The organism is Mastigocladopsis repens PCC 10914, from assembly GCF_000315565.1.
In the GTDB taxonomy this organism is placed as follows: domain Bacteria; phylum Cyanobacteriota; class Cyanobacteriia; order Cyanobacteriales; family Nostocaceae; genus Mastigocladopsis; species Mastigocladopsis repens.
Map to the genome: position 1 here is coordinate 5,048,100 of NZ_JH992901.1, position 14,202 is coordinate 5,062,301.

Consider the following 14,202-nt stretch of genomic DNA (forward strand, 5'->3'; position numbering starts at 1 on the left):
AGACAACAAAAAAGTTTACCTTTTTTCATATTACCTACGGACTGGAAGTAGTTAAATCGACAATCGCAACTGCGAACCATTCTGTGTTTTACTCACTTCAATCCGGGCTTGAAAGGCTTCTTTAAGGTGGGGCATATGAGTTACCGTGAGGATGCAGGCAAAATCAGATGCGATCGCATTAATCGCTGCAATCAGGCGATCGCATCCTTCTGCATCTTGTGTCCCAAACCCTTCATCCACAATCAACAATTGCAACGCCGCCCCCGCCCGCTGCGCTAATAATTTCGCCAAAGCTAAACGGATCGCAAAGTTAATTCTAAACGCTTCCCCACCAGAGTAAGTCTCATAAGCCCGCGTTCCTCTTGCATCAGCAATTAAAATGTCCAATGTATCTATCAGCTTGGTATTTTTCTTGCTTGCCTTACCACTCTTTCCGGCTCTTTGTGTAACAAATTGAACGTGTAACTGATTTGCACTCAGGCGTGAAAGCAGTTGATTTGTCTCAACTTCCAATTGGGGCAAGACATTCTCAATCATCAATGCTTGGATACCATTTTTACCAAAGGCTTGCGATAATTCCTGATATATGCGATGTTGTCGCCTTGTTTCTTGCAGTTGTTGCTGCTGTTGCTCGTACTGAAGTTGCAATGTTTCCAGTTGGTGAGCTAACTGCTGCAAGCGTCCCAACTGGGCAATTTGTTCGTCGAGTTGTCGTCTACGCGATGCCAACTGCTGTTCTAATGTTTGAATTTGAACGGATGGGTTGGCTGATTCTTCTAGCTGCTGGACAATGTTTTCGATTTGTTTAGCAAGTTTTTGCCGTTCTGTCAATCTCCCTTGCAAAGATTCCTCTAACTCTTGCAATCTTGTTTTGAGTTGGGGATACTGCTGCTGCGCCCCTACAAGTTGTTGATAGCGTAACTGCCAAGATTGAGCTTTGCGTGCAGCCATGCGAAGATTGTTATGCTCTTCTGACACGTAACCTATTTCAGTAATGTAACGCTCAAGGGCAGCAATTTGTCTGGCACATTCAGATTCAGTTACCTCTTGCTGAATTCTCGTGTGTAGTTGGGTAATTTGTGCCTGAATTTCTGGTTTTCGTGCTTCTATTTGCGCTTGACGCTTAACTGCATCTTTAATTTGGCTGAGTCTAATTTCTGCCCATCGCCACCGCTCCACTTCGTTACGGGCAAGGGCATGGTCTTGTTCATTGTAGTTGAGTTGTTGCAGATATTGCTCTAGTTGCTGGAGTTCGGCGTATGTGTCATGAGCGTAGTCACCCATTTGCAGCGATCGCTCTAATTGCTGCTTTTCGGCGACAATATGTTGTAGCTGTTGTTGGACATCACTTGTCGCCTGCAATTGTGCTGCCAACTGCCCCCTTTGTTCGCGTAAGGTATCGTAAGGAGACAATTGTTGGCATATTTCCCGATATTCCTGCCTAAGTACCTGAATCTCTCTGTCTGAAACCGCCATGCGCTCCCGGACTATCCACAATTCATCCTCGGCATCTTTGTACTCTATTTTGGTTTTGTCCACGACACGATCCCAGTGATGTTCGTCTAGTGGACGCTCACACAAAGGACAGATAGCATTGGGGTTCTGGAGCATTTGCAGCTTTTGCTGTAGTTCTCCTAGCAGTTTTTCAAAATCCCTTTGATGAACCTGTAAGCGTTCGATGAGGTGACGCCTTTCCTGTCCTTTTTCCTGCACTCGTTGCAGATAAACCCGCTTCTTCTCCAGTTCCTCAATTTGCATTGCCACTTCCATCACGGCTTGTTGGAGTTGCGGTAGGCGTCTGTGTTGACGTTGCAGTTGGTTGGCTGTTGCTTCGAGTTGTTCGAGCCGAGCAACTAAACCAGCATGAGCACGATCTAGTTGGCTTTGTAATGTCGCCCGTTGTTGCAACAAGGGAGCAACTTGCAGTTGTAACTGATCCATTTGAGCAACACGGTTGCGTGCTGCAGCAAGTTGTGCTAAAGCAGCTTCTACTTCATCTGACTTACTCAGAGTTTGCTGAAGTTCTTGCTCTTGTTGCTGCAAGGCTGCAAGTTGTGCCTCGGCGTGTTGTAATTGCCGCTCAATTTCGTTAATTTGTTTAGTGAGCTGCTGTTGCTTTTGTTGCCGTGTATGTTGGGCACGAGTATATTCTTCAAATTGAGCGCCCATCGCTTCTTCTTGAGATTGCAAAGTTTGGTACTGAGTGTACCCAGCTGAAATCTCAGCTTCTTGACTTAAGAGTTCTTCTAAAGAACAGAACTGGGTGTCAATGGCTGAGTGCTCTTGTTGAAGGCGATCGCAGTCTTGAGTAAGATTCTGATATTGCTGTCTGACAAAATTAAGCTGTTGCTCCCAGTTTTGTCGCTGGTGCTGGACAACTTGCAAACTTTGTATTTGAATATTATCAAAGGCTTGTACTTGTTGTAGCTGGTTAATTTCGGATTCCAAGTCGGCTTGTTTTTGGGCAGTTGCTTCACGCTGTTGCAGTTGAGATTTCAGCGAATCCAAGCAACGCTCTAGTTCTTCCGTTCTGGCTTTAAACTGACGTGAGAGTTCTTTTGCCCGTTCTTCTAATTCATCATACTGATTGAGTTTTAATAACTCTGCTAATATTTCCTTACGTTCGTTAGGTCGCTTGAGCATGAATTCATCTGCACGACCTTGACGTAGATATGCCGAATTGATGAAAGTGTCGTAATCAAGCTTAATGTGTTCTAGAATTAAATCTTGTGTTGCCCTTAACCCTTTGCCGGTAAGTGCGCGAAACCCAGTAGGTATTTGTATTTGAAATTCCAGAGCACCACTCCCACCCCGTACTCGGGTGCGAATCACTCTATATGTTTGCTGGTTTGCTTCAAAGATGAAATCAACTCTAACTTCTTTTGCACCTGTTTGGATAACATCATCTTCGCTAGAGGCTCTGCTTTCACCCCAAATAGCCCAAGTGATAGCTTCGAGGAGAGAAGATTTTCCAGCGCCATTGGAACCACAAATACAAGCCGTGTGTAACCCGCGAAAATCTAAAGTAGCATCGCGGTAACTGAGGAAGTTTTTGAGGGTCAGTTGAATTGGGATCATCGAGAATTAGGCGCTAGACCTTTTTTAAGAAATAACAGTACATATGCTCTTTTTGCTAGTTTAGCTGGATAAATATCATGTTTCTAGTGTTGAACACTTCAAGTTAAAGAATGTTAACAATATAATGAGCGAGTTTTTCTTGTTAGGCAAACACTTTTTCCTAGTATCATGGAAAATTTCATTTTTCGTTAGGTTCTTTCCTGTTTAGCTCTCATCAACAGCAAGTTTGGTTGAGTCTTTAAACGCTTTATAGATGAGGTAAAAAAAGAAGAGATGGGGACAAGGGAATTAAGAAGAAGGCAGAACACAGCTGGGGATACCCATAAATAAATGAGCGCTTATTTGATGATAAGTACTAATTTCGTTCACTCTCGTTTGACCTAGAACGGGGTATCAAAAGTCCAAGATATGTACCTACAGCAAATTTTGTTAAATCCAGGAATTGAGGACGGCTTTAGCGAACAGGCAATCGCACAGATGCATATATCTGATAATGCCTTCCGCACTCGCATGAGTGAAGTTTATCGCAAGTTCAGCATTGGCGGTAAGGAACCAGGTAAATCTTACAAACTGCATGATTTTCTGTAGCAATTTTATAGGAAATCAATCAGCTTCATTGGTGAGCTTTGCATAAATAAGAGGTGTATTAGTCTTAAACTCTATCATCGAAAGAAATTGACACTACAATATAAATAAGAGATGGCAGTCAACTCATTCTCCTCTATTCCTGGGCATACATCGGCAGACATAGATAATGTAAAAAGCCTCAGGAACCATTTCACAAAAATTGCGTCATCTATATCCTTCGTTACTATTCATTGACACAGATGAACAGTATAAAAATTAAAGAAGAACAATTGCATATTCTTACCGTCATTCAAATAACATGACAGTCGGAATATGCGTACCAACAGGTTTAAAAAAAGCTAGAAACAATCTCAGTAACTGCACGTCATAATACACAAGTAAAGAAACAAAAAGGCTCTGCTATGATTCTCTTTCATCGTTGGAAAACTGGAACCGCTGCACTTATGGCAATGGCAATGACAACAGGTGCTATTGCACCCATGTTTTTCTTTGCTCCTGCTTCTGCACAAACAATCTTTCGTGGACGAACACAAACACAAACACAAACAGGAACAGTTTCAATTCCTGCTGGAGTTACACTTCCAGTGACTTATGACAAAGATAAAATTGTTGTCACTCCTGATGAAACTGCACCTATAACTTTAAAAGTGGCAAGAAACATTGTAAACAGGGGTGGAAATGTATTAATTCCTCAAGGAACTGAAATTGTTGGACAAATGCAACCAATAACCAGAAATGGTGTAAAAGGGACTTATTTTGTAGCGCAAGAGTTAGTGTTTCCCAATGGTAATCGGCAGTCTATTAACGCAAATTCTCAAATCATTACTAGAAAGGAAACAATTAGCAAAGGAGGCAGCACTGGTAAAATCATACAAGATGCCGCTATTGGCGCGGGCGCTGCTAGTGTCATTGCATTGCTAACAGGTAACCAAAGAATTGAAGCTTTAGAACCTGTACTCGGTGCTGGTGCTGGTGCTGCAGCAAGTGTTCTACTACGGCGCAACAAAGCTGAAGTTGTCGTTGTTGAACCCCAAAGAGGAGATTTAAATCTCACTCTGCGCTCTAATTTGTTAGTATCCCGTGGCTACTAGGCTGATCCCAATTTAGATCGTGACTTTCATCAATAATTTACACTGCGTTCACCCAAGGGGTTGCTCTTATAGCAACCCCTCCTCTGTCTGTTTCAGAGACAGGGCAAGTATAACGCGCTTCGCGCGAGCGTGAACCACAGCGTTGAAGGCGATGGCGGGCGATGGCGCAAAGCGCCCGCCCCAAAGGGGCGAACGCCACCTCTAACGAGAGAGTGCCATGCCTGATTTTTCAGTTAGAATTCCGTACTTGTACCCATACGACATCGCTTTCCCCGTCTTAATATTCCTTTCTAGACTCAAGATAGAAATGCAATGACAGCTATCCTCTGCACGGTTGTGAACACGGCACTTTTTTCTCCTTCTAGGTAGCAGCCATGTAAAATATTTTCATTTTTTTTGCAACTATTTTGTCAATGGCACGTCTTGCTTAATTAACTGGCAGGAAATAGTCTTTAACTTGGCAAAAGGCATAAGGAAAATATCGCCTTTCATAGCCAAATGCAACTATTAACTGAAATCAGAAGATTTTAGGAACTTCCTAACTCAAATAAAGTCTAATTAACTAACAGAAAATAGCAGATTTTTTGGGGAGCAAGAACACAATGTTTGGTCACTTTCGTTGGCAATCTGGATGTGCTGCATTCATGGCTTTGGGCATAACAGCTGGTACGCTCGCACCTCTAATAACACCTACAGCTTCTTTCGCCCAAACAAGTTTTACTGACGTTCAATCTAATTATTGGGCAGCAGAGTTTATTCAAGAACTGTCACAACGGGGCGTTATTGCCGGATTTCCAGATGGCAGCTTCCGCCCAGAAGAACCAGTAACACGCGCTCAATTTGCTGCCATGATTGGTAAAGCTTTCCAAAAAGCAGCAGAACGGCAGGCAGTCAGATTTTACGATGTACCAAGCAGCTATTGGGCAGAGAGTGCGATTCAGGCGGCATATACCACTGGTTTCTTATCTGGATATCCTGGCAATCGTTTCGAGCCTAACCAAAATATTCCCCGCGAACAGGTTTTAGTTTCCCTCGCTAGCGGTTTAAATTACGGCGTTAGCGGTGGTAAGGAAAGCACCCTGCAATATTACAACGACGCTGATAACATTTCTGGCTATGCCCGTAGTCCAATTGCTGCGGCTACTGAGAAACAAATTGTCGTGAACTATCCTAATGTTAAGTTTTTAAATCCGAAAGTAACTGCAACTCGCGCACAAGTAGCAGCTTTTATCTACCAAGCACTGGTGAGCTCAGGTCAAGCCGCAGCGATTAACTCGCCCTACATTGTGGCTATTGGCGAACCGACTCCACCAAAACCAGTAGCGGTGACAATTCCTGAAGGGACTGTTCTTCCTGTACGCTACGAAAAAGCAGAAAAAATTCTTGTCACTAAGGATGAAACAGCGCCTCTAACCCTCACCGTGGCGCAAAACGTCGTCACCGATAAAGGAACTGTGGTCATTCCAGCTGGCAGTCAGGTTGTTGGTGAACTGCGACCCGTTAAAAACAAGGGCGGCTCTCAATTCGTTGCCCAAAAACTCATCCTAACTAACAATCAGGAGTATCAAATCAACGCGACTTCTGAAGTCATTACCAAGACCGAAACTATCAAACGGGGAACCAATACTGGAGGTATTGTTAAGAATGCCGCACTAGGCGCAGGTGCAGCAGCAGCAGTTTCGGTTGTGACTGGTGATAAGGCTATTGCTACAGAAGAAGTTTTGGGTGGTGCTGCGATTGGTGGATTGATTGGTCTATTCTTTGGTAAAAAGAGTGTTGACTTAATCGCCATTGACCCAGATACTGACCTGCAAATGACCATCGGTCAAAACTTTCAGGTTTCACTGAGATAGTTATGAGTAAGTAGTTAATAGTTACTCATTACAACTACCGACTAACAACTAACAACTAACCACTCACAACAGGTAACCAAATAATAAAGGTTGTTCCCGGCGCATCAGGTGATGTAATAAGCGAGGTAAGAGCAGGGCTGAAAACTTGTATTTCGCCCTGCATTTGCTCTATGAGCTGTTTGGCAATTGATAATCCCAACCCCGTGCCAGGAATTTCCGTCTGAGCTTGAACACCTCGGTAATGACGCTCTCCAAGATGCTCTAAATCTTGTGGTGGAATGCCAGGACCAGTATCACTGATGACAATTCCCTGAAATAATGGTTTTTCTTGCCCCGTTTGGATTAAAATCTTGCCGCCAGTGGGAGTATATTTTAAAGCATTGTCAATGATATTGCTTAATACCTCTTGTAATGCTTTGGGGTTAGTGCGTACTAGAGGTAAGTTAGGAGGAATTTCAGATATGAGTTGCAAATTTCTCTCTTGAGCGATCGCTCTGGCTGACACTAACAATGGTTCTAATATAGACAGTACAGAACAATTCACTTCTTTGTCTCCTGTACCAGGTAATAACAGTGGCGCTTTTGGGTCTTTCTGCACGTTTGCTTCTACAAGGACTTCTTTTTGTGGTAGCGCTACTGGTCCTAAATCTTCTGCTGTCAGGTCAATAACTTCATCAAAGTGTTGCAACAATTCTTTGAGGCGATCGCTTTCCCGTACAATACTAGCCGCTACCTCCCGGTTAGCATCTCCTGGTCGCAGTCGCTTCAGTAACAGCTTGCCAAAGGTTCGCAATGCTGTTAATGGATTGCGAAGCTGGTGCAATAAATTATCCAGTAAATCTTGCTGCTTCTCTTGCAGAATTTGTTGTTGCTGCAACTGCTGGTGCAACCATGCTCGACGCTGATCCAAAACACAAGCAAGCGATAACGTTTGGGCGATCCGTTCTATTTCACTCCTTTCTTGTTCATTCCATGCTCGGTCTTCCTTGACTGTGACTAGCAACCCCATCATCACATCTTCATGGACAAGAGGTAAAACAATTTGGTCACCTCTGAGTAAAGATTCCTCTGTTGAATCGGGTGGTGCTGCATCTCCTGTCACAGGTTCTTGTGATGGGGCTGGAAATTCCTCTGCTGCTTTCAATAACCTCCGATTAGAGCGGTTGTCTTTCAGCTCAAGTACATCCCCGTGACGAGAATGCTGTGTTCTCTCCAAGGTAGCGGAGGTTGAGCTAGGTAAATCCCAGTTAGAGCTTGAAATAGGTATTGATATGGACAATACCAAAGCATTGGCTCCTTGCTGTTCCACTGCCGTTTCTGGGTAAACCAGCACAGGAATAAACTTCGCTTCATTTGTCGAAGCCTCTATCAATTCTTGCGTTAAATAGACAACGCTCAAAGATGCTTCCAGCCCTTGGGCTAATAGTGCCAATTGCTCTCGGCATAGAGCAACAAACTCAGAACTGGCAAACATGAACATTTCAAGAGCCCTTGCTTAAGGTAACAGACTAGAGGGACGAAAAGGAACAGGAGTTAGCTTTTTCCATTTAACAAAGCTTAACTGAATCCTGCAACTAACGGTTCGTTCCCAGGAATTATATTGTTTGCTGCTTTTATTTTTTCTACGAAAAAATAAATTATTGCTCTTGTATCAAAAGGTTAACAACTCTTGAATTTTTGAACTAGAACTTTTATAATGACGACGGATTTTGTAGCTATCACTACAATCGGTTGCTTGTAAGAGGAGGACAGAAGGTTGGCAAGGAGACGCAAGAGGAAGAGCCGTCGTCGCCAAGAAGGACGGCGAATTTTAGAGCACGTACCTCAATTTAGCATCGAAAGCGGCGAAGATAAACCTGTGACAGCAGCTAGAAAATTCATTCAAGCTGAAGGGATCTTGCCACCCGCGTTGCTACTTGTAAAGCGAAATGAACACACAACAGACCGTTATTTCTGGGCAGAAAAGGGTCTATTTGGTGCTCAATACGTTGAAGAGAACCACTTCTTATTCCCTAGCCTGAGAGTGCTTGAAACTTCTCCAGCTCAGGAGCAACTAGCTGTTGCTAGTCATTGAACTAACAATGGTTATCATAAAGTTTGAGTTTGACTTATGACAACCATTAACTGACAAAATTGCTAGTTTTTTTGAAAGTTTCATTTTCTTTTAAGGATGCAGTTTATTGGTCAGTGTTAAGCTAGCAGTTTTGACTCAGACTATCAACTCCAATCAAACCTTGTGTTTATATGAGTTGATTGTGAGTGTAAGGAGTGTAAGAACGTATAAGAGAGTGGGGATAGAGCGATCTCGTTCTAAGCAAGGGTTCGGCACGCTCTTTCTAGCGATATAGCTTTTTTCTACAACTTGTGGAGAAGAGCAGTAGAGCAGGAGTCGTTTTACCTCCTCTCTCTATTCCATTTCTTTAGCGCTTGAAAAAAAAATTAGAAAATGAGAGGCTGTCTATAAAGTAAATGTTAAATGCGTAGGGCACTCTCTACTCTGCGGGAAGACTCTATTATTATGTTGACTCGTTAAAAATCCCGGAGATAGACAATTCCTCAATGCCTACGGCACCCTAACGCGAACGACCAACATTGCTGAGTAAACTGCGTTCACTATCGCTCGTTGGTCAATTCATCATTGCCCAGAATTCATCCCACACTGCCTTTCAGGTCAGATGTGGGGCTTCTTCTGTTTCCAGCTAAGCAATACGCTTTGACAAAGAGGCGGTGGATTACGGGAAAAACAATTAAAATTACGATTGACAATGAACTAGGGAAGGTAACACAACGAAGCGCTTACGCGGAGCGTGGTGTTAGCCATGTGGCGGATGACTTGAGGGTACTCACCGCTCCCACCAAATCAAAGATTTTGGTGGTCTTTAAGAGCGTGGCGGGTTTGTAAGCGCAAGCGCACGCTACGCAAACGTCTAGCGTCGCCCTTGGCGTTAGCCTCCACTAATTGCATTTTCAATACTGAATACTGAATTCTTCTTCACCTTATTGTCTATAAATAGCTTTTCAAAGATAGGTTGAAAAATTTAAAGTATAGTTAGAAAAAATTGCGGAAACTTGAAAGCTCCGCAGTCTTTACTTACTAACAGAAATACCGTGAACTAAATGAGAACTAAAGCTCTAGAGGTCTATTGTAAGACTAGGAGTAGGCTAGCTGAAACTGGCTGTATGAGCAAAAAATAACAGCTATTCACAACTTTTTAATCCCAACGCCCTTCGTAGCTCAATGAGTTCATCTCGATGGGCGGTTACAGTGATTTTACTTGGAGAGTGCTGGTTGCTTTGAGTTGCTTCCACCTTCAACGACACCTTCTCGAGTTTTCCAGCTTTTGTCCAATAAAAAACACCACTCAAAGGCGAGAGCAGAAGCATCCCAGGCAAAACCGTATTCAGGCTAGGAAAAAGTAGTGACAAAACCAGTGATAAACAAAGAATACCAGCAGCAGCTAAGAGTGTTAAAAACACAGCTAAAAACCAGCTAGGTCTAACAAAGCCTTCAAAAGTTACTTGGTTTTGTTTCGGGTCTACCGCTGCTACTCGGTAAGACCGTGTTTGGAAATACTCCTTCAATTGAGGCATTAAAGTAGCTTCGTCTTGCTCGCAAATCAGTTGTGCTGTTTCTGTGCGGTCTTTGGTAGAGGCACGAATAAAGAAAAATAGCCCCACCGATAATAAAAAAGTGAGCAGCAAAGTCGATGGCAAAGTAGCAGTGTCCATAAACTAAATTAAGAGTGGTTTACAGGAGGTGACTTGTTCATTATCAATTATTCGCTAATTTATCCTCCCGCTTATGTACTGTTGCCACAAACGAGCCAGATCGTGTGCTTGAGATTGCCATTCTGGAGACACTTGGTACATGCGCCTGGGACGTCCGCGTCCTTCCAGTTTCTTCCAATACCCAGTGATTGCCTTCTGATCTTCAAGGAATTTAATCGCACTGTAAAGTACGGTATCTGAAAGCCGATAGGTTGGATATTCTGTTTCCAGTCGTTGGATCAACTCCGTTCCATAGGATTCGCCTTGTAATAAGACATACAAGATATAACAAACAGCGAGCTCCTGACAAAGATAAGTTGGCGGAGGATTTTCAAAGAAGTGATATATATCCTCAAGTTTCATGGTTAGTGAATGACTAAAAAATGCCTAAGGGTTGAGCTTACAATCTCCGTAAACAGTATAGAATACTACTTTTTGAGATAAGTATATAGCGCTGCTTAGGCTGGATCACCAAAGGTCAAAAATGACATGAGACACATTCCACGCTTACTAACCGTGGAACGGATGCACCAACCATAGGGATACAAAAACTTGTACCCCTACCCAAGCTTCTGACATAGTGTTGAGGAGCGATCTGACAACGGCTATGCCGCAGTAGTGTCAAGTAATGCCAAGGGCGTGAGGACTGCTTAAGCATAAAATACCGTCTAAGCAATTTTAAATGGAAAATGCGGTATTTATGTAAAACTTAATCAAAACTTTGTTGGGCAGTAATTATCCTTAGGGTTTTTGCTTAAAGATTAGGCAAAAAATCATGTTTTATTTCAAGCTCACTCAAGAGTGTCCACTCTCAAAAAAGAGTTTAGTACAGAATTTCTCTACTAGAAATACTCCTATCTTGTTTGCTAAGTGTGATAGTAAATTTATCAAACCCCTAGCACATTGGTGATCAGTATGTCAGATTCCTCTACACTCCGGGCAATCGCCCAAGCATTTCGCCTGACAGGTTGGATTAGCTTCTGGATTCAGTTAGTGCTAGGTGTTGTTTCTGGGGTGATTTTGCTGTTCGCAGTCTTTAGTCAGAGAGCTGGCAACACTAGTAATAATCCAGGAACTGGCTTCGGTGCTTTTTTTGCAGTTGCTGGACTCATTGCCTTGGCAGTGGGCATTTATTTAGCTTTTCGTTGCACCAGACTTGGTAATCAATTGGAGTCCTCAAATGCTAACAACCGCCCGCGCAAAGCCGAAACTGTTCAAGTCCTACGCTTTGCGGTTTTGGTGCATTTGGTGGGAATACTGTTGACCTTGTTAGGAGCGCAAGCGATTGTCGGGACTTTGCTCACAAAGTCATTAACTCTACCGCAAGTAGGTACTGGAGTTTACACTCAACTTGACCCTAGTAGGATTATCCAATCCTTGGATATTTTCGTTGTGCAGGCAAACACTAACACAGTTACAGCACATTTTGCCGGACTTGTTGCGTCAATTTGGCTACTCAATCGCATCTCTAAACCACAGTCTTAGCGGAATTCTTAATTAAGAATTCGCCGTTCGTAATGGCTGCTTTCATGACGAATAAGTCATTCTGTGCTTTTCTCTTCAGTACAAGAGGTTTATGAAGAATTCATCAAAAATTTCCACTGTAAATTTACGAAAATGGACACCCTTAAGCTGAATCTTAATATAGGCTAGCTTAGACAAATATCCAGCTATTGGATGATGTCAAAGCTTGTAAAGAAACTCAATTTAAGTTTTTTTCAGGGTCTTAGTATTATGAAACATCAACAAGCATGGACATTTGGCGTACAAGTTTTTTTTAGTACTATCGTACTTGGGTTGTGTACTTTCCAGCTTGTCGCTGATAAGAAAGAGCAAAACCAGGCAATTTATTGGGGTGGCTTAACAGGTGTGCTTGGCTATTGGCTACCATCACCTTCAAATTCTAAAAACGAAGAGCAAGAATTTTTACAGAGGAGTCAGTACAACCTAAATCAAATGAGCAATAATGGTTTCCTTGAACAGTCAGAAACAACTCAACAGGCAGTCCGTGTCACTAAGACAGATGAATGATGAGAAAATGACCTCCGGAGGGCAGCTTGCAGAAGGCTAGGGTAAGCCATGAATTTATCATGAAAACTTTATAGAAACGGATTTAGATCCAGCAAATTGATGAATTGAGACAGCATTGTAGCTCTTTATATGCTTGTTCAAACCCTTATATATAGTTTGTGAAAACTTCACTTTATCCTGAAGGTGACTAAATTTTCCAGGAACTTGGCTTTTGCACTTGTCACCAGTCGGAAGTACCATATTCTGATGTGTTAACTGTAAAGAAAATATTAGGCTAGAGACTGGAACAAATCTGTGCTGGATATTAGACTAATACGCGAAAACCCAAAATTGGTTCAGGAACGGCTGAATACTCGTGGTGGAAACTACGACATTCAGCCGCTTTTAGAGTTGGATAAACAACAACGCGAATTGGAAGCGAAGCGAAATCAACTCCAAGCACGCAGTAACGAAATTGCTAAATTAATTCCTGAAAAGATAAAAACTGGTTGCAACCCCAAAGGACCAGAAATTCAAGCATTACGCGATGAAGGCAGTTCTGTGAAAGCTGAGATTGGAACACTCGAACCTCAGGAGAAAGACCTCTCAGCCAAAATCGAAGAATTTTTACTCACACTCCCCAACTTGCCAAGCGACTCTACACCTGTTGGTAAGAGTGAGGAAGATAACGTAGAAGTGCGTCGTTGGGGTGATGAGTACATTCCTCAAAACCCAAACATTCTTCCCCACTGGGAAATTGGCGAAAAGTTGGGTATTCTCAATGTTGAGCGAGCTGTGAAAGTCGCACAAAGTCGCTTTGTGACCCTTATCGGCGCTGGTGCAAGACTGGAAAGAGCATTAATCGCATTTATGCTCGATCGCCAGATAGCAGCAGGGTATGTAGAAGTCATTCCCCCATTTTTGATTAATACCGAGTCTATGACAGCTACGGGTCAGCTGCCCAAATTTGCTGAAGAAAGTTTTAAATGCGCGGCTGATGATTTATGGCTTGCGCCTACGGCGGAAGTTCCCGTAACCAACCTTTACCGTGGTGAAACTCTCAATTCCGAAGAGTTGCCGATCTACCATTGTGCTTATACTCCCTGTTTTCGTCGGGAAGCTGGGAGTTATGGGCGCGATATGCGGGGACTGATTCGACTGCATCAATTCAACAAAGTTGAACTGGTGAAATTTGTCCATCCCAGCACTTCTAGTGAGGAACTGGAAAAATTGGTAGGCAATGCAGAAGCAATTTTACAGGCGTTGCACCTGCCTTACCGAGTCGTAGCGTTATGTACTGGGGATATAGGATTTCATTCTGCCAAAACCTATGACTTAGAAGTTTGGCTTCCGTCTTCTGGCAAATACCGGGAAATTTCCAGCTGTTCCAATTTTATGGATTACCAAGCGCGCCGGGGTCAAATTCGCTTTAAAGAAAGCGGAAAGAAGGGAACGCAGTTCGTGCATACCCTTAATGGTTCTGGGTTAGCTGCGGGACGTACAATGGCAGCAATTTTGGAAAATTATCAACAAGAGGATGGGACAGTACGCATACCAGAAGCGCTGCAACCTTACATAGGACGTGAAGTGCTGTGATGTAGGCTGATTAGCTGTAGAGACGCGCCATGGCGAGCCAGCGCCCTTTGGAGGGTCTCCCTCCGGAGCCACCCCCGTGCGGAGGTTCCCTCCGCCCTTGGGGAGCGGCGTCAGGCGACTGGCGTCGCGTCTGTACATTTGGAGCGTTGTGACAAAGAACCACGCTTCGGCTAACAATTTATAACTCCCCCTTAAGAATTACCGAAAAAGCTAGAAAA

At 43.2% G+C, this 14,202-nt stretch carries 11 protein-coding genes; 7 read left to right on the forward strand and 4 right to left on the reverse strand.

Annotation, left to right across the window (positions count from 1 at the left end; genetic code table 11):
• Nucleotides 1-51 precede the first annotated feature (51 nt).
• The gene (sbcC, locus tag MAS10914_RS0124440; RefSeq protein ID WP_017318573.1) at nucleotides 52-3,078 is read right to left on the reverse strand and encodes an exonuclease subunit SbcC; all 3,027 of its coding nucleotides are present in this window, start codon (nucleotides 3,076-3,078) and stop codon (nucleotides 52-54) included.
• Nucleotides 3,079-3,486: 408 nt separating this feature from the next.
• Between sbcC and MAS10914_RS0124445 the strand changes: the two genes are divergently transcribed.
• The 3 genes from MAS10914_RS0124445 to MAS10914_RS0124455 all read left to right on the forward strand — a co-directional run bounded on the left by MAS10914_RS0124445 (nucleotide 3,487) and on the right by MAS10914_RS0124455 (nucleotide 6,610).
• Nucleotides 3,487-3,666: a hypothetical protein gene (locus MAS10914_RS0124445; protein WP_017318574.1), complete on the forward strand. Its 180-nt coding sequence runs from the start codon at nucleotides 3,487-3,489 to the stop codon at nucleotides 3,664-3,666.
• 401 nt (nucleotides 3,667-4,067) lie between these two features.
• A complete protein-coding gene (locus tag MAS10914_RS0124450) occupies nucleotides 4,068-4,757 on the forward strand; it encodes a hypothetical protein (RefSeq protein WP_017318575.1) in 690 nt (229 codons plus the stop codon).
• Nucleotides 4,758-5,359: 602 nt separating this feature from the next.
• Nucleotides 5,360-6,610, forward strand: coding sequence for an S-layer homology domain-containing protein (locus tag MAS10914_RS0124455; protein ID WP_017318576.1), 1,251 nt, complete (start codon nucleotides 5,360-5,362; stop codon nucleotides 6,608-6,610).
• Between the two features lie 55 nt (nucleotides 6,611-6,665).
• On the opposite strand, the gene MAS10914_RS0124460 is transcribed toward MAS10914_RS0124455, so the two are convergent.
• Nucleotides 6,666-8,090: a sensor histidine kinase gene (locus MAS10914_RS0124460; protein ID WP_026082786.1), complete on the reverse strand. Its 1,425-nt coding sequence runs from the start codon at nucleotides 8,088-8,090 to the stop codon at nucleotides 6,666-6,668.
• Between the two features lie 276 nt (nucleotides 8,091-8,366).
• On the opposite strand from MAS10914_RS0124460, the gene MAS10914_RS0124465 reads away from it, so the two are divergent.
• Complete coding sequence (locus MAS10914_RS0124465) at nucleotides 8,367-8,684, forward strand: DUF3155 domain-containing protein (RefSeq protein WP_017318578.1); 318 nt, start codon at nucleotides 8,367-8,369, stop codon at nucleotides 8,682-8,684.
• A 1,124-nt stretch (nucleotides 8,685-9,808) separates the two neighbouring features.
• Here the strand turns inward: MAS10914_RS0124465 and MAS10914_RS0124475 are convergent.
• Nucleotides 9,809-10,339 carry a cofactor assembly of complex C subunit B gene (locus MAS10914_RS0124475; protein ID WP_017318580.1) on the reverse strand — a complete coding sequence of 177 codons (531 nt, stop codon included), beginning with the start codon at nucleotides 10,337-10,339 and terminating at the stop codon, nucleotides 9,809-9,811.
• Between the two features lie 54 nt (nucleotides 10,340-10,393).
• Nucleotides 10,394-10,741 carry a PadR family transcriptional regulator gene (locus MAS10914_RS0124480; RefSeq protein ID WP_017318581.1) on the reverse strand — a complete coding sequence of 116 codons (348 nt, stop codon included), beginning with the start codon at nucleotides 10,739-10,741 and terminating at the stop codon, nucleotides 10,394-10,396.
• Between the two features lie 552 nt (nucleotides 10,742-11,293).
• On the opposite strand from MAS10914_RS0124480, the gene MAS10914_RS0124485 reads away from it, so the two are divergent.
• The 3 genes from MAS10914_RS0124485 (at nucleotide 11,294) to serS (ending at nucleotide 13,984) form a co-directional block, all read left to right on the forward strand.
• Nucleotides 11,294-11,863, forward strand: a complete 570-nt coding sequence (locus tag MAS10914_RS0124485) for a DUF3611 family protein (RefSeq protein WP_017318582.1) — start codon at nucleotides 11,294-11,296, stop codon at nucleotides 11,861-11,863.
• 249 nt (nucleotides 11,864-12,112) lie between these two features.
• Nucleotides 12,113-12,409: a hypothetical protein gene (locus MAS10914_RS0124490; protein WP_026082787.1), complete on the forward strand. Its 297-nt coding sequence runs from the start codon at nucleotides 12,113-12,115 to the stop codon at nucleotides 12,407-12,409.
• A 294-nt stretch (nucleotides 12,410-12,703) separates the two neighbouring features.
• The gene (gene serS / locus MAS10914_RS0124495) at nucleotides 12,704-13,984 is read left to right on the forward strand and encodes a serine--tRNA ligase (protein ID WP_017318584.1); all 1,281 of its coding nucleotides are present in this window, start codon (nucleotides 12,704-12,706) and stop codon (nucleotides 13,982-13,984) included.
• Nucleotides 13,985-14,202 lie beyond the last annotated feature (218 nt).

What these genes read in the sequence shown, in the direction of transcription:
- sbcC (WP_017318573.1), bottom strand. Translation starts at nt 3,078, where the DNA reads ATGATCCCAATTCAACTGACCCTCAAAAACTTCCTCAGTTACCGCGAT.
- MAS10914_RS0124445 (WP_017318574.1), top strand. Translation starts at nt 3,487, where the DNA reads ATGTACCTACAGCAAATTTTGTTAAATCCAGGAATTGAGGACGGCTTT.
- MAS10914_RS0124450 (WP_017318575.1), top strand. Translation starts at nt 4,068, where the DNA reads ATGATTCTCTTTCATCGTTGGAAAACTGGAACCGCTGCACTTATGGCA.
- MAS10914_RS0124455 (WP_017318576.1), top strand. Translation starts at nt 5,360, where the DNA reads ATGTTTGGTCACTTTCGTTGGCAATCTGGATGTGCTGCATTCATGGCT.
- MAS10914_RS0124460 (WP_026082786.1), bottom strand. Translation starts at nt 8,090, where the DNA reads ATGTTCATGTTTGCCAGTTCTGAGTTTGTTGCTCTATGCCGAGAGCAA.
- MAS10914_RS0124475 (WP_017318580.1), bottom strand. Translation starts at nt 10,339, where the DNA reads ATGGACACTGCTACTTTGCCATCGACTTTGCTGCTCACTTTTTTATTA.
- MAS10914_RS0124480 (WP_017318581.1), bottom strand. Translation starts at nt 10,741, where the DNA reads ATGAAACTTGAGGATATATATCACTTCTTTGAAAATCCTCCGCCAACT.
- MAS10914_RS0124485 (WP_017318582.1), top strand. Translation starts at nt 11,294, where the DNA reads ATGTCAGATTCCTCTACACTCCGGGCAATCGCCCAAGCATTTCGCCTG.
- MAS10914_RS0124490 (WP_026082787.1), top strand. Translation starts at nt 12,113, where the DNA reads ATGAAACATCAACAAGCATGGACATTTGGCGTACAAGTTTTTTTTAGT.